Raw genomic sequence first — 19,984 nt, 5'->3', positions numbered from 1 at the left:
TCGAAAACTTCAAGAATCCAAGCCCACTACCCGAGAGTATTCAGCGGCAACTCCAAGAAATTGTTAAAGAAGCTGAAGCCGAAACCACTGAGATTAAGGCTAAAGAAAAAGAGGCTTCCAGGAAAAAAGCGAAGTTCTAATACTAATCCAATCATTCAATTCAGTGAGGGAACCCAAAGAGGATTTGGGTTCCCTCACTTTTTACGCGCCAATAAGTTCTTTGCAAAGATCTGTTGCCGTAGCGGCATCAGGAGCATACCCGTCAGCACCGATCGCAGTAGCGAATTCTTGCGATACCGGCGCTCCCCCAATGATGACTTTAACTTTGTCTCTAAGTCCTTCTTCTTCCAAAAGCTCGATCGTGTCTTTCATTGCCGGCATCGTCGTTGTCAACAAAGCTGACATCCCCACAATATCCGGATTATGCTCTCTAACTGCTTCAATAAACTTTTCCGGTGAAACGTCGATGCCGATGTCAATCACTTCAAGACCACCGCTTTGCATCATCATCGACACAAGATTCTTCCCAATGTCATGAAGATCCGCTTTTACCGTACCTATGACTACTTTTCCCCGACTTTGAATATCTTTTTCAGCAATCAGAGGTTTAACCAATTCGAGACCAGAACTCATGGAACGAGCAGACATCAACACTTCAGGAACATACATATCCCCTGCTTTAAAGCGGGCTCCAACGACATTCATTCCGGCAATTAAACCTTGATTGACGATCTCAACAGGATCGGTTCCACTGGAAATAAGCGATTTAACTTGTTCTTTTACCTGATCTACGTTACCGGTAATTACGCTTTGGGCAAGTTCATTTAATGTTGCCATTCTTTTCCCCCCTTAGATTTTATTATTAGTTTAAAGGCGTACACTATAATGCCTGGGTCAGTCTAGAACTCGAACACTTGTGAGCGGAAGGCTCGAAGATAGTTACTGCAATAATCATCACGTCCAACCAAAGTTTCTGCTGTGATGAGGTTTGCCATCATTCGTTTATCTAATGGATTGATAATTAGACCATCGAGACCTTTAGCAATGGCCATGATTGCAAAGGCTTGGTTGATAAATTTACGGTTAGGCAATCCATAGGATATATTTGACAATCCACACATGGTGTGAACTCCTTTGAATTCGGTGGAAATAGCCGCAATCGCATTGAGAAATTCTATTCCGAAATCTTTGTTGGTCGCAACAGGTTGTACAAGCGGATCGACGTAGATATTATCTATTGGGACATTGTTTTGTACTAATCCATTGATTAGTCGATCTGCAACACTGAGTCGTTGTGCGGTTGTCTCAGGCATTCCTTCATCACTCATGCAAAGAGCAACGACTTTCAAATCGGTACCGGCTATGATTGGCAGTAACGCATCAAACCGTTCCTTTTCCAGTGAGATTGAGTTAATCATTGCTATACCTTTATGTACAGATAGTGCCGCATGAACTGCTTGCGGATCCGGACTATCAATACAACAAGGCGCGTTAGTAGCCTCTTGAACAGTTTTTACAAGCCACTGAAGGTATTTCGCTTCTTCTCCCACGAAGATTCCAGCATTTACATCAATGAAATTCGCACCAGCTTCGCGTTGATCAATTGCTACCTTTTTAACGGCCTCTGCATCTTGAGCCCGTATGGCTTCACCAATTGCCTTGCGACTCGCATTGATGAGTTCTCCTACAATTAACATCTCTTTCCCCCCCTAAAGATATCCTGTACTCTTTCATTGCAGGCAATCGCTATTCTTCGCATCCCGCTGATTGATGAACTTCTGACGACTACCGCTCTTCACATCCGAATTTATTTGCAGCATATCGTAATGCTTTTACTACCGGCAATTCTTCGCCGGAAAGGAAGCGGATCAATGCCCCACCACCAGTACAAATATAGGAAATCCTTTCCTCGACTTTATACTTGTTTGCAGCCGTGATACTGTCCCCGCCACCAAGAACGGAGTATGCCGCTGACTCGGCAAGCGCTTCCCATACGACTTTTGTGCCATGTTCTGATGGTTCACTTTCAAAAATGCCCATAGGTCCGTTTACAAAAATTGTACTTGCTTCTTTTATTGCTTTTTTGTACGTCTTAGCTGTTAGACTACCGATATCGACCAAGATGTCCTTAACAGGCAAATCAGCAATAGCAACTTCTTTCCTGTCACCCTCTACATAAGCCAAGTCTACAGGAAGCAGGATTTTATTACTGAATTTGTCCAGAATTTCCCGGGCAATTTCTACATATTCGGTCAAGTTCATTTTTTTTATAAGATCTGTAGATTGAACACCTATATCTATTCCTTTTGCAAGAAGCATGATATTGCCGACTAGTCCCCCTGTTAATACTTTGTCAGCTACCCCATTTTTCAAAGCAGTGTTCATCATCATAAATGCATCCTGTATCTTGGCCCCCCCTAATATGAACAAACAGGGCCTGCTAGGACTTTCCATAATATCTGCTATTACACTGAATTCTTTTTCAAACAATCTTCCCATAGCAGAAGGAAGTACCTGTTCAAATCCTACAAGCGATGGTTGAGACCGGTGAGCAGCCGCAAAGGCATCACACACAAATAAGTCTGCGAGTGGTGCAAGCTTTTGCACTACCTGCGTCTTACTCTGGTCTTCTTCATTTAAGTTTAGCTTTGTTTCAAATAAAGTCATCTCTTCCGATACGAATCTGACATTGTCCAGAAGTAGAATCTCGCCTTCTTCTAAGTTGTTTATCATTTCTCGTGCAGCTGGTCCGGTAACATCATCAATAAATTTTACTGTTCTACCTAGGAAATCACTCAAGATCTTTGCGTGTGGCTTTGTGGTAAAATAATTTTTGTATTCCAGATCCCCACCTTGATGGGCCAGCAGAACTGTTTTGGCATTTCTTTCAGAAAGCTCTTTTAACGTAGGAATACACCCTTTAATGCGGGTAACATCTTTGAGAGTTCCGGTCTTCCTGTCGATGGGCTGGTTTATATCGACTCTGCACAGGACAGTCTTTCCTGTTACATCAAAGTCACTGAGTGTGCACATGCCGAACTTCATTGATTATATCCCTCCCTTGCTCCCACCTCATAATACTCATTGGCTAAGTCGCTTTTTGCACAAGAGCAGGCAATCACTATGCCCGCTCTTGTGCTTTCCAAAGATATGATCCATGTAAAGTGAGACTTAGCTTCAGATGGAGTAGGTCACTATTTGATCATGGATTTAGCATTTTCATATTCTTGATCATATGTGCTTGGGATGCGAGCCACATTCGAATCTACCGCTGCCTGCGCTACAGCTGCTGCTACCCTGGGCCCCACATTTTTATCAAATGACTTAGGCAAAAGATTTTCCTTACTCAATTCTGAAGCAGGTATCATATCGGCAATAGCCCGGGCTGCTGCAATTTTCATTTCCTCATTGATATCTTTCGCTCTGACATCCAGCGCTCCACGGAAAATACCGGGGAAAGCCAAGCTGTTATTAATCTGATTCGGGTAATCTGACCGTCCAGTGCCTACAATTCCGGCACCTGCTGCCTTAGCCTCCTCAGGAAAAATCTCCGGAATTGGATTGGCCATAGCAAAAACAATAGCATCTTTGTTCATTTGTTTAATCATTTCCTGGGTCACTGTCCCCGGCCCAGACACACCAATAAACACATCTTTGCCTGCAAGTACATCTTTCAAGGAACCCTTTTCATTGTTCTTGTTGGTCTCTTTGGCCATAAGCTCCTTCTCAGGGTTCATGCCTTCCTTGCGGCCAAGATAGATAGCTCCTTTTGTGTCACATAAGACAACGTTTTTGACACCGGCCGCCTTCAGCAGCCAGGTAACACTTATCCCAGCGGCTCCGGCCCCGCTGATGACTACCTCCAAATCAGCAAAATCCTTTTTTAAAACCCGCAGAGCATTGATAAGTGCAGCCAGCACCACCACTGCAGTCCCATGCTGGTCATCATGAAAAATCGGGATATCCATCTTTTCTTTTAGTTTTCGCTCTATTTCGAAACAACGCGGAGCGCCAATGTCTTCCAGATTGAAACCACCAAAGGCTGGGCCTAGCTTTGTAATCAGATCAACAATTTCATCCGGATCCTTGGTCGCCACACATAAAGGCACGGCATCCACACCGCCAAATTCTTTGAAAAGAATACATTTGCCCTCCATTACCGGCAGTGCTGCTTCCGGACCAATATCTCCTAAACCAAGAACAGCTGTGCCATCAGTAACCACCCCGATATAATTGCCTTTAATGGTATAGTCATAGGCCAGGTTCTTGTCTTTATGAATCTGCCGGCAGGGTTCAGCCACGCCGGGGGTATAACCAATGGATAAATCATCCTTGGTTTTAAGGGCTACCTTGCTGGCTATTGCCATTTTTCCTCTGTTTTCCTTATGCACTCGTAATGCTTCCTGATTATAGTCCATGATCTACTCCTTTTTGCCATCTACCCATCCCCAGATGTTTATTGGTAAGGCCTACGCCGCTTTCCATGTCAGCCTGCATACCCAGCGCGGCTCTTATGGCGTCAATTGATTCAGGAATTACGACCGCTTCCTGGGGAATATTAATAGCAAACATAATATCATCACCTGAATTTACAATGGCCTCTTCCCAAACGGCTATTTCATACATATCTCCTCTTGGGTTGCCTAAATCCCGGGCATATCTAAACAGTGAGGCATTGCCTAAAAAGCCGTCCTCTAGCCGTACCACTCTAATGCGGGGGTGCGCACGAAAATACTGCAGCACCGCTTCTTTATTTATCTTCCTTTTGGGGGTTGCTACTACAGTGATGATATGACCATGAGTAACAGGGGTATGGACAAGTATACCAGTAGCCTGCACCTGTGGCATGATAGTCATAAGATCAATAGCCTGGTGGCTTGGAGCTTTATCCATCTGTAACGCATTGGTCAAACCACGGTGATAGTCTCCGGGATCAGCTACCCGTCTAATTATAGTGATAGCAACCTTTTCAATTCCCACCTGTCTGTCCAGACAATCTACAGCCCGGATTAATCCAGTGGTGTTACAGGAGGTTAGCTTTAAAAACTGTTTGTTAACCCCCTGTTCATAGTTGGCGTAGCCATGAAAGAACACATCAGCCACACTGTTTTTTTCACCGCCCTGAAAAACGGCTTTAACATTGTGCTTTTGATATAGCTCTTTGTTTCTAGCACCTACCCCGGCGCTAGTGGCATCTAATACAATATCGACCGACTTGATTAAATCTTCAAGAGTACCCGATACCGGAATACCTGCTTCTTCCAGCAGTTTCTGGTTTTCTGGCAAAGAATTATAAAACCTGTACGGCATGCCTTTTTCTTTTAAAGCCCTTACCGCCAGAGTTGGCGCCACATCAGCCACTCCTACTAACTCCATATCCTCCTGGAGGTCAACTCCGTCTGCTAACCTCTGCCCGATAACTCCGTAACCAACTACGCCTACTTTGACCACTTCATTCACCCCTTATTTTTTTATCCGATGACTAACCTGCTCTAAGACTCCCATCTTTCCTGTGCCCTTTAGGGTATACAAGTGGGAGCTAAGCCCCTGGATAAGGGCGACTAACGAGGCTAAGTCTACTTTATAATGCCAAGTTCCGACTCATAATCAAAAATGATTTGATGTATGGTCTCTGCTGCTCCACTGGGTAGAGGAGCCGGTTTATGAGTACTCATGATACGAATTGCTTCCTCATATGCCCTTTCGGTAACCTCTTTGCCCCCTAGCTCTTTCCATGCATCGCGAGTTCTTCTGTCGAATAATTTAGGTTGCGATTGCTCCCGCATATGACGATGAGTATGCTCAGAAGTCAGGAATTCTCCGCTTGGGCCCACTTGATGAATCAAGTCCAATGCCAAGGCGTCTTCCGAGAAATCAAACCCTCTTAAAATTGTATGAATATAACGAATCATTTCCGCATCCATAACTAACTTGGCATAGTCAATGGTGAGTCCCATTTCTAACGCTCCTGCCCCATAAACGATATTGGCACCAGCTAGCGAACCGAGTAACGCATTCATGGTGTATTCATACCCACTTTGCGCATCGGGAAGCTTACTATCGGATACTCCGCCGCCAACCCAACTGGGTAACCGGTAGAATTGAGCCAATTTAACAGCTCCGGCACTAAGTATCCCATGTTCGGGAGCACCTACTGCACTCACCATCCTTTTGAGATCCATAATCGTACTCATCGAACAATACGTGCAGGTCGTTCCTTTAACGGTTAATTGGGCAAGAATTAAAGCACTAAGCACTTCGACATTATGGGTAATCAGTGTTCCGGCCAATGTTACCGAAGATGTTGCCCCCGCCAAAGCCATGGGAATAATGGCTACGCCTGCTCCTCTCCTGGCAGCCTCGATAATAACTTCACAGCACTCCTTGACAAGCATAAGCGGACTCGTCGGACAAACAAAGATAGTCAAGTTGGGGCGTTTACGAAAATTCTCGCTGCCGCCAATGGAAGCTGCCGCCATCTCAACCATCTTGCTGCAATTTCGCGCATTTCCCCCCGCCCCAATGAATATGTGCTTCGCCGTATTCGACAACATGGCTTCCAGATTATGCAGGGGTTGGGTTGCTGGATTTTGGTCACCTGAACACAGGGGCCTTTCCATCACGCTTATTTCATCTAAGTAGTCACAAACTAACGTGACCTGCCCAAGATCCTTTTTCGTCGATTTCCTCACTTGACGGGTAACCGGATCAATAATTTGAATACACTCGCCGAAAGTGCTATGGCCCACTCTATTGGGTTCTGCTATGAAGTCGGCTTCGGGAATTCTTCCATAATAAATTGCAGTGCGAGGTGCAGCTTGTATACACTCTTCTACAACATGCGCAGGAACTTTAACAAGGGCATAGCTCCCGTGACGTTCAACCGTACATCCTGCTGCAGCTAATATGTCAGCAGCCTCTTTGCTCTCAACCTTTATACCAGTGTTCCAAAAAACCCTGAGAGTGGCACTATGGATGATCTCTAGTTGAGCTTGAGTTAAAGTCTGCATTCCGAATCCGGATAATAATTCCATGCCTATCACCGTACCTCCCGACTCTTAAATCCTTATCCAGTCTATTTGCGCTTGACTCCATATTCTTGTTCTGCTTCCTCGACGATGGTGTGAATGGTTTTCAAAACCCCTTCGGGAAGTGGGTCAGGCTTATGATTCTCCAGTAAATAAATTGCCTCTTCATAGGCTCTTTCGGTCATATCTTTGCCGCCCAGCTCCAACCAGCCATCACGCATCCGCCGGTCAATTAACTTACTTTGAGACTGCTCAGTCTTAAAATGACGATAAGTGTGTTGGTGGCTTAGGAATTCACCGGAGGCACCTACCTCTTTGATGACGTCCACTGCCAGACACTCGTCATTGACTGGAATCCCGGTTACCGCCTTATTGATCATTCGTGCCATTTCATTGTCCATGACCAATTGAGCGTAATCAAACGTCTTCCCAAGCTCTAGCATACCTAAGCCATAAATTAGATTGGCTCCCGCTAAAGCCGTGAGAAGTCCTGTAATGGTCTTTTCATGAGCTGCTTGTGAATCAGGAAGCTTACTGTCTGCCTATCCGCCTGCTACGAAACTAGGCAGCAGATAATACTGCGCCAATTTCGCGACAGCGGCGTTAATCATGCCCAGTTCGGGAGACCCTACCGGGGCTGTCGTAAATTTTAAATCCATAATCGTCGTAGAGCTTCCGTAGATTACTTTAGCCCCTGGCTGAGTCAATTGACTTAGTACGATTCCCCCAAGAACTTCTGCGTTATGAGTAACCAGGGTTCCTGCCAATGTCACGGGAGATGTTGCACCAGCCATAGCCATTGAAAGAATATTACAGGTGACCCCGAGCCGTGCCGCCTCAATAATAATATCCGTGCAATCCGGAGTCAGTTTCAGCGGGCTCGTGGGACAAACAATAATGCTATAAATGGGCCGTTCTTTCAATTTTTGCTTGCCACCAACAATGGCCGCAGCCATATCTACAATTTTGCGGAAATTTTTTACATTGCCTGCACCAACGAAGCAGTGCTTCGAAGTATTGGGAAAAATGGCTTCGGCATTATGCAGGGTTTGAACTTCAGCAGGCTGTTCATCTGCACCAACTGCACGGTTATAAACTACGATTTGATCCAAAGCATCACAAACCCGCGCTGTATCTGCTACGTCTTTTTTCGTCGTTGTACGATATTTTCGGGTATAGGGATCGATAATCCGAAGCCCTTCACCGAAGTCTAAAAAACCTACTTTTTTACCACCGACAACATAATCATGCTTGGGGTTTCTCCCCGCCATCAAAATAGCCCTTGGAGCGGTTCGAATGGCCTGCTCCACAATATACGGAGGAATCTTTACCATGTTAGTCTTCTGATCAACAAAGGCTCCGCCACCATCAAATATATCCCTTGCCTCTTGGCTATATACCTGGATGCCTGTATGTTCCAGTACATCAAGAGTCGCACAGTGGATCGCGTAAAGGTCTTCTTCAGTGAACATATTAAGACCAATGCCCTCAAGTTTCGCTACGCCCGCCTGAATTGCTCTCCCCATCGGGACACCTCCTTCTGAGTTGAATCTTTTCCCTCTCTAGTTACCTCATTTAATACCCTAGAGCTTAATTCTTACAAAGCTTTGGTTTTTAATAATTCTAAGACTTTAGTCAGAGCCTCTGCTGCATCCTCGGCATAAGCATCGGCTCCAATTTTATCGGCCCAACGCTGGGTACAAGGTGCACCACCAACAACTGTCTTAAACTGCTGACGCAAATTTCTGCGATGCAGTTCGTCTTCCAATTTCTTTTGAGCCATCATCGTGGTTGTTAGAAGCGCACATGTGCCTATAATATCGGCGTTATGATCAATAGCTGCCTGAATGATTTTGTCTGTCTTAACATCTCTCCCCAAGTCAATAACTTTGATGCCTTGAGTACTTAGCATCGATATGACAATTCCTTTGCCTATGTCGTGAAGGTCTCCTTCTACAGTGGCTATAATCATGGTTCCTTTGACAGGCATTTCGCCTTGTGCTTTGAGGGCGGCTTCCAGTATGCCGGTTGCTGCCTTCATCGTTTCAGCCGCTAATATCAATTGAGGAAGAAATACTTCACCTTGCCCGAATTTTTCCCCCATTTCTCTAATTCCTACACTAAAGCCCTCGCTCAGAAGCTGTACCGGGTCGCAGCCTTCAGCCAATGCTTGAGTCGCAATCTCGGCAGCCTTCGGTGGATCACAATTAATTACAGCATCTATGGCTTCAGAAATATAATTTTCCAAACTCATTTCTTGGACCTCCTTGAGATTGTATTAGAAACCTTTTACGTCGAAGGGTACTACCCTTAACCTAATCCTGATTTGGAAAGGAATCGTTGAACTGAGTTAATTTGAATATCCAGCAGTTTGGCGATACGTAGCTTGGCTTCCATACCTATGGCTGCCCCGGGACGCGCCAACACATGACCAATATTCAGTTCTTCCCTCAGTTCTTTCATCAACGCCTCATCTGCGAGGTCAAACGTGGATATGCCTAGCTTTTGGGCTACATACTGTTTGGCTTCATTGATCTTTTTCCCTTTAAGCATGACCCTCGCCACCAGATCTCCGGAGGTTCGGATACCGCCCATTCCTGAAGCCATTTCGTGCCCAAAGGCCATTGCATAAGTATCTCCATGACCAATCTAGAGCCCATCTGCCTTGCCTATTTCCACCAGCGCTTTCGAGGCACGCGACATACAATCCATGGGGCAAGTATTGGTTAAGGGTATCCCGCCAACACCCATGCCGGCATTGGGATGAATGGGTATGCTTGCTGCTTCAGCACAGGCTTTGACATAGGTTACCGCCCGGGCTAAATTCCAGGGAAAGGTTTTACTGCTATTCGTGTTGATAACAGGCCCAAAAATAGTACCCCCGGCTTTTTCTACCATTTTCACTTGCTGATGCGGGTACATTCCGGCGAGGCGAGAGCCATCATATTTTAGCTCGCCATGCATACCTAAGACGAATTCACCTGCCATCCCCACTTCAATCTCCATATCGGGAAACTTAGTTTTGAGAAGTTCAATCGCCCGGAGAGTAGCGAGAAAATCGGCGTCTCCAGATGCCCCAACAGAGTCAAAATTGATTCCATCGGCTCCGCCCTCATACATGATATCTGAGACATAAACCATGTCATTGATCGCATGTTCCATTGCTTCTTCCTGGGCAGCTTGAGCCTCTTTGATCTTGGCCAGCGGTAACAGTTCCGCCCAGTTGTCAATTGGGCCATCGGGTTTTGTGTAAAGGCCAACATTAGGCATGGCTCCATATAAGACCGGTATAATCGTATTCAACTGAATTTGCTCAAGAACTTGCCGTTCTTCATGAGCAATGGCTTTAACCGGCTTAAAGCTATAGTCAGGATGTGCCAACTCCATCGTATCTGAACACATCGCCCGCTCATGGGCTAAGACTGTTGCTACGCGGTCGACCGGGATACCTCCTCTAAGCCCAAGTTTCAGAGTCCCTGCATCAAAACTATGGACGACCTCATTTCCCCGTTCGACACTGACCACCTTATTGGGAGCAGTAATAATCTCATACAGGTGTTCCATTTCTTCATCGGTAAGTGCCGGAATCTTCCCTCTCAGGGAGGCATCTTTCATTCCTTTTTCTAAGTCAGCCCGGATTTCTTTTTCAGTCATCCATATGGCTGAACCATCCCCCATACGGGTAAAAAATTTGCTCATACTACCTATCCTCCTGTCCTTGTTCCTAAAACCAGAGTTTTAAATTATCCGCCGATAGGCCTCTTTGATCGAAACGGCCATTTTCTCAACAAGCTCATCAATATCTGCTTCAGTAATGACTAAGGTCGGTGAAAGTTGTAACCCATCATCAATTAAGGGTCTTAGCATTAGGCCGTTTTCCCAGGCAATCATTGAAACGAGATTCGCGAAACCTACTTTAGCGTCAAAAATTGTATGGGTGTCAGGATCTCTGACCAACTGGACAGCATTCATCAGCCCCTTACCACGAACCTCTCCGATACAGGGTAAGCCTAACTCCCTGATCTTAGAGCGTAATAATTCACCCTTTTCAGCTGCATTTGCTACTAAATTTTCCTCCTCAATTATGGTCAGGTTTCTTAGAGCAACTGCACAACCTACGGGATGCCCGCTATAGGTATAACCGTGTTTGAAGGTTCCAAACTTATGAATGGGTTCATAAACTTCCCCCGAGAGAGCTACTGCCCCAACCGGGAAATAGCCGCTCGTAATCCCTTTTGCCAGCATCATGATGTCTGGTTTCACACCCCAATGTTCAATCCCAAACATTTTGCCAGTACGACCGAAGCCGCATATGACTTCATCGGCGATAAAGAGGACATCGTATTCCTCACAAATCTCCTTGATCTTTTGATAGTATCTATCTGGTGGAACAATAGCCCCGCCGGTCCCAATGATCGGTTCAGCCGTAAAGGCAGCAACGTTGTGCGGACCTAGCTCTAAGATCTTTTGCTCCAGAGCATCCGCGCATTCCAAACTACAATTCCCCTCTTTTTTCCCCCAAGCACAGAAATAACAATGAGGATGTCCGATATGCTCAAAATTGGGAACGAGTGGTCTGAATCCATCCCAGAAACCTGGCAGGCTCGTTGCACTGACTGCTCCGTAGGAGACTCCATGATAGGCTTTCGTTCGCCCAATAATATGATTTTTTTGGGGTTGGCCCTTTAGATACCAGTAAACCCGAGCGAGTTTATAGGCCGTATCATTGGATTCTGAACCACCGCTTGTAAAAAAGATCTTGGCTTCGTCGAGCGGAACCATATTGGCAACCTTCTTAGCCAGTTCGATTACTCCAGGGTGTGAATATCCGTTAAAGGATTGGAGATAGGAAAGCTTCTCCATTTGCACTCTTGCTGCTTCGCCTAATTCTTTTCTACCAAAGCCTACATCGTTGAGCCAGAGTCCGGCACCGCAATCAATATACGTTTTCCCCTCAACACTCTTTACACGAATGTGGTCGACTGCTTCGGCGATAATCCGTGGACCACCCCAGGCCTCCATGTCCGTGATAGAACTGGTTGCATGAAGATGATACTTTAAGTCATCCTGTTTCATTTCTGCAATTTTGTCTTCAGAATACATGCTTATCCCCTCCATAACTTAAAAATCGGCTATAACGCGATCTAAAGGGATATACTCTAAATTTAGCGCTTCGGCAACTGCCGGATAGACGAGTTGACCGTCGTAAGTATTTAGTCCCTTTGCTAAAGCCTTATTCTCGCAGATGGCCGTTCTAAGCCCTTTATTCGCAAGCTGTAAAGCGTAATCCAAGGTCGCGTTGGTTAAGGCATAGGTTGAAGTCCTGGCAACAGCTCCTGGCATATTAGCTACTGAATAATGGATCACACCAAATTTTTCATAGACTGGATTATCATGAGTTGTCACACGATCGATCGTTTCGATCGAACCCCCTTGGTCGATTGCTACATCTACAATCACGGAGCCGGGTTCCATGGTTCTCACCATTTGCTCTGTGACTAAGTGAGGAGCTTTAGCCCCCGGAATAAGAACTGCCCCAACGAGTAAGTCAGCCCTTTGAACTGCGGCTGCAATATTATAACTGTTGGACATCAAGGTTGAAATTCGGTTAGCAAAGATATCATCCAGGTAGCGAAGTCTATCTACACTCTTATCAATAATCGTGACATGCGCTCCCAAGCCCATCGCCATTTTCGCAGCGTTTGTACCGACTATTCCCCCGCCGATGATCACGACTTCAGCAGCTGGTACCCCAGGTACCCCTCCTAGAAGCATCCCTTTCCCGCCGGCGTGTTTCTCTAAGTAATGACTGCCAACTTGAACAGACATTCTGCCAGCAACTTCGCTCATTGGGGTAAGCAGTGGCAAAGCCCCATTGTCCAGTTGAATGGTCTCATAAGCAATACCTGTTACCTTTGTCTCCATTAAGGCTCTTGTCAATTCCGGTTCCGGTGCCAGGTGCAAATACGTGAATAAGATTTGCCCTTTTCTAAAGAACTTGTATTCTGAGGGTTGCGGTTCTTTAACTTTAATGATCATATCTGCTTGACTAAAGACCTGTGCTGCGGCTGTTACGATTTGCCCCCCTGCGGCAACGTAAGCATCATTTGAAATCCCGCTCCCATAGCCCGCATTGTTCTCGACAACCACTTGATGTCCCGCATCTGTTAAAGCCTTTGTGCCTGCAGGTGTCAGGGCTACACGGTTTTCGTTGTTTTTTATCTCCTTGGGCACTCCTATGATCATGAAACTTCCTCCTTAAGTTTTGAATAACTTGCTCTTATTCTTTAGATAAAGCAAATTCCATGCCAATATCATGCAAACTAGAAAATTAGGTTATTTGTGATTGAAAGTCTGTTTATTCAGGGATAACAAGCTAATTACTGCACCTTTTAAACACCCACATTAGTCGATTGTCTTTGAAAACTCCATTCTATATAAAGTCAGATGATGAAATTTTTCATTACAATGAATAATTTCATCAAATCCCGTAGTGGTCGATCTGTAAAAAAAATGTAGCCAGCCTTTGAAGAGGTTAGCTACATTTTTTTCACTTATACGACTATTGTATTGTTTTGACAGAACTCGATTCTGCAAGCGTCTACCCGTTGGTCTCTGAAACCTATTTTTGCAACAAATCATAGACTTGTTCTGAAATATACTTGTGGGTTTCAGTCATTAAATGCCACTCATCATACCACATATACTCTCCGGGGTTGGGATAAAGATACGAACCGCCCCACTTTGTGGTAGTGCTTTGGAACTTCTTATGGATCTCCTTCATGCCATTATCAGTATCATAGAAATAAATCTTGACATCGGCATGATTCTGGGCTTCAGCAGCCACGGCTACTGCGATCAGTTCATTATATTTCACAAATTGTGCTTTTGCATCATTCAGTTTAGGAGCATAGTATGAATACCACTCGTATTTTTCGCTAGTATACCCTGGAAAGGTTATCGACGCAGGAAGGTTCCAAACTATGATATGTTTTGCACCCTTGCCGATAAGATCCACCATAGCTTTCCGCACGTTTTCTACAACAGCGCTCGGGGGTATTTTCATGGACGGATCATGTAGATCATTAATGCCGATTTCGATCGCAAAAAGGGTCTGTCCCGTTTCCAAATCAGGAGTATAACCCTGAACCTGCCAGAGTAAGCCGGACCAGGTCTTTGCCGGCGAATTATAGTTGCCTTGACCTGATAAAGCGCCGCCCCACGCTCTGCCTTCAACAGACTTGACGCCCAACATATTGGCGAGATATTCGTACCATAGCTTTCCATTTGAATAATATCTAAAACCGTAGCCGTCATCAAACCCATTATCGGACCAGCTATCACCAAAAACTACGATTTTGGTAAACTCGCCTTCCGCCGACGCAGTCTGTGGAAGATATGCCCAAAGGATTATGGTCACGGTAAAGAGGCACACTACCATCAAACTTCTCTTATTACTCATCATTTTACTCATCAACTCCGCTTTCATCTTTTTCCTCCAAGTAAAAAACGACATCCGTTTCCTTTGGAAACTCGATTCTAACAGCGGTTAGCTAATGAAATTATTCATCAAAATGAATAATTTCATCAAGTGCCATAGTGGGCAATCTATAAAAGTAATGTAGCCTTCCTGTTGAAGAGGTTGGCTACATTACTTTTACTTGCAACTATTACATTGTTTTGACAGAGCTTGATTGAGCAAGCGTCTGTCCTTTGGTCTCTGGAGCCATAGTTATTGATATAATCAAGCCAAGGAGTGTAACTGCTGCTCCAGCGAACATTGTTGCTCCGATTCCGTACTTAGCTAATAAAAACGGTAAACCATATATACCGGCGACTGTCCCCACCCGGCTCAGGGCCATTGCTGCACCGACAGCCGAAGCTCTAATCTCAGTTGGAAAAAGCTCATTGGGATAAAGCCATTGTAGAATCCCAGGGCCGCCGGAAAAGAAGGCGTATATTCCGAATAAAGCGATTATAATCCATAGAGGTGCAGCGGGGAATATTCCCAGAAGGAGCAATGATACAAACATGACTACGAAGCTCCAAATACACAAGGGTCGTCTGCCCATAGACTCTAGCCAGTACATGGCAGGGATACAGCCGGCTAAGAAGAACAAGCTAATTGCTATATCACCAAAGAATGCAAGCTTCCCTGTTCCCAGACCAAAACCATCCAAAATCTGAGGGCCAAATGTATAGATCGCAAACATCGGCACGACCTGGCACATCCAGATTGTACCTACAAAGATAACTCTTGATAGATATCCCTCTGTGAATAATCTGCTATATCGAACCTTTTCTACTCGCTCTTCAGTCAAATCAAGTTCTGCATCAGGACCAAATACCTTTTTTACAACGTCCCGTGCTTCATCGACACGCCCCTTCATAACTAACCAGCGGGGCGATTCTGGTGTTCCAATACGACCTACTAGGAGTGCCAAAGCAAAAATGGCTGAACTTCCAAGCATCCACCGCCAACCACCAGACACATCAATCAGAAAGTATCCAACTATGTCCGCGCAAGTTGCTCCGACATACCATACTGCTGCTATGAATCCCATCGCCATCGCTCTATACTTACGGGGCGTAAATTCAGCGACGAGGGAAGTAGCAATCGGATAATCTGCCCCTACGACAATTCCGATGAGAAACCGTAAGACAACAAGTTCCAGCGGGGTAGTAATGAACATTGTTGCGATTGAAACAATGACTATCGCTATAATATCAATAGTGAACATGAGCTGTCGCCCTAAAATATCTGTCACATATCCAAAAAGTGAAGTTCCGATAAAAAGTCCTACAAGAGCAGATACCCCAATCATTGCAGTCCAAAATGCATCAAGCTGAAGTTCGGGTCCTAATTGAGCAAGTGCTACTCCAATAATAACTAAGATATACCCATCCAAAAAGGTTCCACCACTTGCAAAAAGAGTTAGTTTTTTTAGATATGGCGTCAACGGGGCATCTTCAACTGACTTGGATATTGCCATATTCTCATCTCCTTTTTTTCATAAGCCTCCTTAGGTATTTGAGCACTGCATCTCTACAAAAAATGGTCCACAGCTCTAATGTGTTCACGCATACGCAGTCCCCCTTTCTTTGTACTTGACCGTCGCATACCTAATAAGAGCAATTTCCATACCAGATCGAGCCAATATAATAGAATAATTTAAATATTCTTCACACTCTGTTGCATGCGCTTTATTTACGGGCAGTTTTGACTTGATCAAGAAACGAAAACAAGACGTAACACGCACTAGAGCAAGTACTTTCTGTAACGTAGGATGAAAATTTTCATAATTGATGATTTTTTTCATCCCGGTCGCACGATTCTATCTGTTTAAAAAAAGCCAAGACCCTCAACAAAGTGGAGTCTTGGCTTTCATTTTCCATGCCTATGTGGCCCTGATTTGTCTGCTTGAAAACAAGCTTTGGTGTGCCCGGGGTGGCTCACTTCTCTATCTGTTGTTTATTGTAATTCAGGCAATGTTTGATTCCCATAGGGCAAAATATAGATGATATCCGCTTCCTTCACAGGTAGGTCAGAAAGATTATCAAGAGGTTTTAAAAATACGTTCCTGACTGATTCTGCGGGGAGCGTGGATAAAAGATAAATATTATAATTCTTAAGTAACATAGCTATTGCTGCTGCTTTATGTCCACCTAAGACAAATTCCTTCTGAATCCTCGCAAGTATTTCTTCTGTAGATTTGCAGTTCTCTAACCACTGCTTAAACGTTTCTTCCCCAAACCCTTCTTTTAGCTCTGCTACCAAAACAATAGTACCACCTTCTTTCGTAACCCTTGCTGCATTTTCTAAGGCCTTTTGCGCTTGGTAAAGATTAATGTCCTTGGGATACCCTCCTGAACTCACAATTATTAGATCAGCCGCTTTGGGGACGCGCACTTTAAAATACTGATCAAGTATCCCACAACCTACACGATGGGCGAGAATCGGGTCCCCTGCAAGAACATGTGTTACTTCTTTTTGAGTGCCGAGCAGGACATTCAACAAAAAAGTGTTGGGAAGGACTCGTCCAAATTCCTCAATATCGTTCCGAACAGGATTTTCATCGGTAGTTCCAATAGCTGCCTTAGGATGAAGCATCATTTTATGATTATTTTGAATCGCTTTTTTTGTTGAAACGCCAGGCATTAAAGCTTTATACCCACCGCTATAACCAGCAAAATAATGGTATTCGATATTTCCCGTTAGAATAACAAAATCAGCCTCGGCTACCTCCCTGCAAACTTCGATCGGCGTACCTCGTGTTGTTTCTCCCAGGCAAACATATTCCTGGGGTTCAATCGCGCGATAATTTAAGAATACCTCTTCACCTAAAACTTGGGCTTTCTCTGCAGTCGTCATTGACCGATGAATCCCCAAACCAAAAATTATTGTTATTTTTTCAACCGGTATTCCACATGATCGTAGTTCATCTAATAAGGGAGGTAAGATTTGAGCTGTCGGTACGGGGCGTGTGATATCGCTTACAATGATAGCAATTCTATCCTCAATTTTTACTTTTTCCCTTAAGGGTTTACTCCCGATCGGAGACCTTAAAGCTTCTATTACAGCATGTTGAACGTTCAGCAAAGGAATGGGGTCTTCCTTGGGAATTAACCACTCAGCCTTACCGAAGAACTTGGATGGAATAGGTAAAACTGACTTACCAAAGTTTACGCAATTCATTACTTAGCTCCCCCGTATTCATCTTTAACTACCTAGACTAAGATGGGATAGACGTTCTTTTATCTTGTATTTTTTTATTAACTTTACGATCGTCGATTGGTCTACCTCAAGCATTTCTGCCGCCTTATAAGTTGAATGGCATTTTGCATACGCAACCCGTACTAATTCTTCTTCTACCTTGGCCTTTGCAGCTTTTAAAGGCACGATTTGAGGTAACGAAGCTTTTTGTTCTTTAGATTTAATTTCTAATTGATCCTCTATATTATCTAAACTCACGACATCTGAGTCACTAACCACCATAAGTCGTTCAACTACATGCTCTAATTCCCTTACATTTCCCGGCCAATCATAATCATACAAAGCCTTCTTTAGCTCTGGAGAAATACGTTTCGCTATACCGTATTTCTTATTGATCCTTTGCTTAAAGAATTCAACTAAAATATCAATATCTTCTTTACGTTCTCTTAGAGCAGGTATCTTGATAGTCATAATATTCAGACGATAATATAAGTCTTGACGAAACAACTTTTCTGTGACCATGTCCTGCAAATTACAATTCGTTGCAGCTAGAACTCTGGTCTCGATCGGAATAGAGCGGGTACCCCCTACTCGGCAAATTGTTTTATCCTGCAAAAATTCTAATAATTTAACTTGCAGCATTAGAGGCATCTCCCCAATCTCATCAAGGAAAAGCGTCCCTCCATTTGCAAGCTCAACCTTTCCTATTTTCCCGTTCTTGTCTGCACCCGTAAAAGCACCCCGTTCATAGCCAAAAAGCTCGGATTCAAGAAGGTTCTCGGGGATTAACCCGCAGTTGATCTTGACAAAAGGCTTGTTCTTACGCTTACTTGCATAATGAATAGCCTTGGCAATGACTTCCTTACCCACTCCGGATTCGCCGTGGATTAACACGCTTAAATCAGTATCTGCAATTCTAAGAATCCGATCTTTGATCGAATTCATCGCATCACTGGCATAAACAAATTTTACTCGAGAAAAAATTTCACTTCTTAGCAGGTCTAGTTCTTGATCCCGCAGTCCTAATTCAGTTTTCTTTTTATCCAATTCTGACTTTAGACGATTAATCTGATCGATGTCTTTTGAGGTACTTACTACACGAACAAGTTGACCTACTTCGTCCAAAATGGGAATAGCAGTTCCAATAACTTTTTTGCCTGATATCATCATGTCTTGCATCATATTCACTCTGCATTTTTGTTCTAATACAGCTTCGGTGGTACTTGCTGAAATAATGTTTCTTTTAACGAGCTCAGAAACATGTTTACCAATAAGATCCTGCTTCTTAAGTCCAAAAACTCTTTCAGAAGCAGGATTTAACCTGAGGATAATTCCCTGTTGATCAGTTACAAAAATTTCTTCTTCTAGGGATTCAAAAATTGCTTCATACTCCATCAGTGTTTTTCTAGCTTCAGATTCTTGAAAGTTAAAATACTTGACGCAGTCTACTATGGATTCTACGTTACTGATAACCCCCGTAGGATAACCTTGCTCGTTGACCAAGACGATTACTTCGCAGTCTAGATTTTCTATACTGCCAAAAGGCTCACAAAAAGGTAGAACTTTAAACCTAAGTTGCGAACTATTTATTAGTTCTTCCTGCTCCAGAATGCCATTCCTCATCAAAGCCTGCAAGCAACAAACAGACAAAAGTGATACAATCATATTTTGGTTAAAAATTATCCCGTAGCGTTTACCTTGCAAATCTACAGGGTTATTAACCACCAATTGACTTAAATCTGAGTAAACTGCATAGTCATGGGAAGCAATAGCTAACAAATCTAGCATGGCGATCCCCTCTTTTATTTTTTTACTAAACAGTTCACCACCTATCCGATTATTCCTTCCAATTTTTGTATAACAAATTATCCGGAATTTATTGTCTAAATTCCTTTTTCACTCCAAAAATGCCAAGTTCCGACGCATAATCAAAGTATTAAAGCAACTTCCGTGCCAAAATTAAATGGTTGAAATAAGTATCAGGTTATCTAAGTTAAAATAAACCTTGATATGAAGCGATTTAATCCTAATTCGTCCGATGGATATCTCGAAATTGAAGGTTCAATTCTCTGTTATTGATTAAAAGCAAGTTCCATGCCATGAGGGCATTGTCTCTAGGAAAGTAATTCAATGGGTGTAAATAAAATTACGATAGGATGAAAAATTTCATTGATGATGAAATTTTTCATCCTATCGTATTCAATTTTTATGATCTACCTGTTGATCCAATACAGTATCACAT

At 43.8% G+C, this 19,984-nt stretch carries 13 protein-coding genes and 2 pseudogenes; all 15 read right to left on the bottom strand.

Annotated elements, in window-relative coordinates:
- Positions 1-201: 201 nt before the first annotated feature.
- The 15 genes and pseudogenes from VN447_RS22515 to VN447_RS22445 all read right to left on the bottom strand — a co-directional run bounded on the left by VN447_RS22515 (position 202) and on the right by VN447_RS22445 (position 19,530).
- A complete protein-coding gene (locus VN447_RS22515; RefSeq protein WP_325528582.1) occupies positions 202-837 on the bottom strand; it encodes a corrinoid protein in 636 nt (211 codons plus the stop codon).
- Positions 838-899: 62 nt separating this feature from the next.
- Positions 900-1,697: a methyltetrahydrofolate cobalamin methyltransferase gene (locus tag VN447_RS22510; RefSeq protein ID WP_325528580.1), complete on the bottom strand. Its 798-nt coding sequence runs from the start codon at positions 1,695-1,697 to the stop codon at positions 900-902.
- An 88-nt stretch (positions 1,698-1,785) separates the two neighbouring features.
- On the bottom strand, positions 1,786-3,045 hold the full coding sequence (locus VN447_RS22505; RefSeq protein WP_325528578.1) for a phosphoglycerate kinase: 1,260 nt from the start codon (positions 3,043-3,045) through the stop codon (positions 1,786-1,788).
- A 149-nt stretch (positions 3,046-3,194) separates the two neighbouring features.
- A complete protein-coding gene (locus tag VN447_RS22500) occupies positions 3,195-4,418 on the bottom strand; it encodes an NAD(P)-dependent malic enzyme (protein WP_325528576.1) in 1,224 nt (407 codons plus the stop codon).
- Positions 4,408-5,451 (bottom strand): type II glyceraldehyde-3-phosphate dehydrogenase, encoded by a 1,044-nt coding sequence (locus VN447_RS22495; RefSeq protein WP_325528574.1) that lies wholly within the window; start codon positions 5,449-5,451, stop codon positions 4,408-4,410. Before VN447_RS22495 ends, VN447_RS22500 begins: the two co-directional genes overlap by 11 nt.
- A 125-nt stretch (positions 5,452-5,576) precedes the next feature.
- Positions 5,577-7,034 carry a [trimethylamine--corrinoid protein] Co-methyltransferase gene (gene mttB / locus VN447_RS22490; protein WP_325528572.1) on the bottom strand — a complete coding sequence of 486 codons (1,458 nt, stop codon included), beginning with the start codon at positions 7,032-7,034 and terminating at the stop codon, positions 5,577-5,579.
- A 41-nt stretch (positions 7,035-7,075) separates the two neighbouring features.
- Positions 7,076-8,500: pseudogene (gene mttB / locus VN447_RS22485) on the bottom strand ([trimethylamine--corrinoid protein] Co-methyltransferase).
- A 125-nt stretch (positions 8,501-8,625) separates the two neighbouring features.
- Positions 8,626-9,282, bottom strand: a complete 657-nt coding sequence (locus VN447_RS22480; protein ID WP_325528570.1) for a methyltransferase cognate corrinoid protein — start codon at positions 9,280-9,282, stop codon at positions 8,626-8,628.
- A gap of 56 nt (positions 9,283-9,338) precedes the next feature.
- Positions 9,339-10,727: pseudogene (gene mtbB, locus VN447_RS22475) on the bottom strand ([dimethylamine--corrinoid protein] Co-methyltransferase).
- Positions 10,728-10,766: 39 nt separating this feature from the next.
- The gene (locus VN447_RS22470) at positions 10,767-12,131 is read right to left on the bottom strand and encodes an aspartate aminotransferase family protein (protein ID WP_325528568.1); all 1,365 of its coding nucleotides are present in this window, start codon (positions 12,129-12,131) and stop codon (positions 10,767-10,769) included.
- Positions 12,132-12,149: 18 nt separating this feature from the next.
- Positions 12,150-13,274, bottom strand: coding sequence for an alanine dehydrogenase (ald, locus tag VN447_RS22465; protein WP_325528567.1), 1,125 nt, complete (start codon positions 13,272-13,274; stop codon positions 12,150-12,152).
- A 376-nt stretch (positions 13,275-13,650) separates the two neighbouring features.
- Positions 13,651-14,517, bottom strand: a complete 867-nt coding sequence (locus VN447_RS22460; RefSeq protein WP_325528565.1) for an SGNH/GDSL hydrolase family protein — start codon at positions 14,515-14,517, stop codon at positions 13,651-13,653.
- 181 nt (positions 14,518-14,698) lie between these two features.
- Positions 14,699-16,021 carry an MFS transporter gene (locus VN447_RS22455; RefSeq protein WP_325528563.1) on the bottom strand — a complete coding sequence of 441 codons (1,323 nt, stop codon included), beginning with the start codon at positions 16,019-16,021 and terminating at the stop codon, positions 14,699-14,701.
- A gap of 479 nt (positions 16,022-16,500) precedes the next feature.
- On the bottom strand, positions 16,501-17,724 hold the full coding sequence (gene larA, locus VN447_RS22450; RefSeq protein ID WP_325528561.1) for a nickel-dependent lactate racemase: 1,224 nt from the start codon (positions 17,722-17,724) through the stop codon (positions 16,501-16,503).
- Between the two features lie 24 nt (positions 17,725-17,748).
- Complete coding sequence (locus VN447_RS22445; RefSeq protein ID WP_325528559.1) at positions 17,749-19,530, bottom strand: sigma-54 interaction domain-containing protein; 1,782 nt, start codon at positions 19,528-19,530, stop codon at positions 17,749-17,751.
- Positions 19,531-19,984 lie beyond the last annotated feature (454 nt).

Source organism: Sporomusa sp. (assembly GCF_035561155.1).
In the GTDB taxonomy this organism is placed as follows: Bacteria; Bacillota; Negativicutes; order Sporomusales; family Sporomusaceae; genus Sporomusa.
The sequence above is the reverse complement of the archived record's forward strand: the minus strand, read 5'-3'. Positions and strand labels throughout refer to the sequence as shown.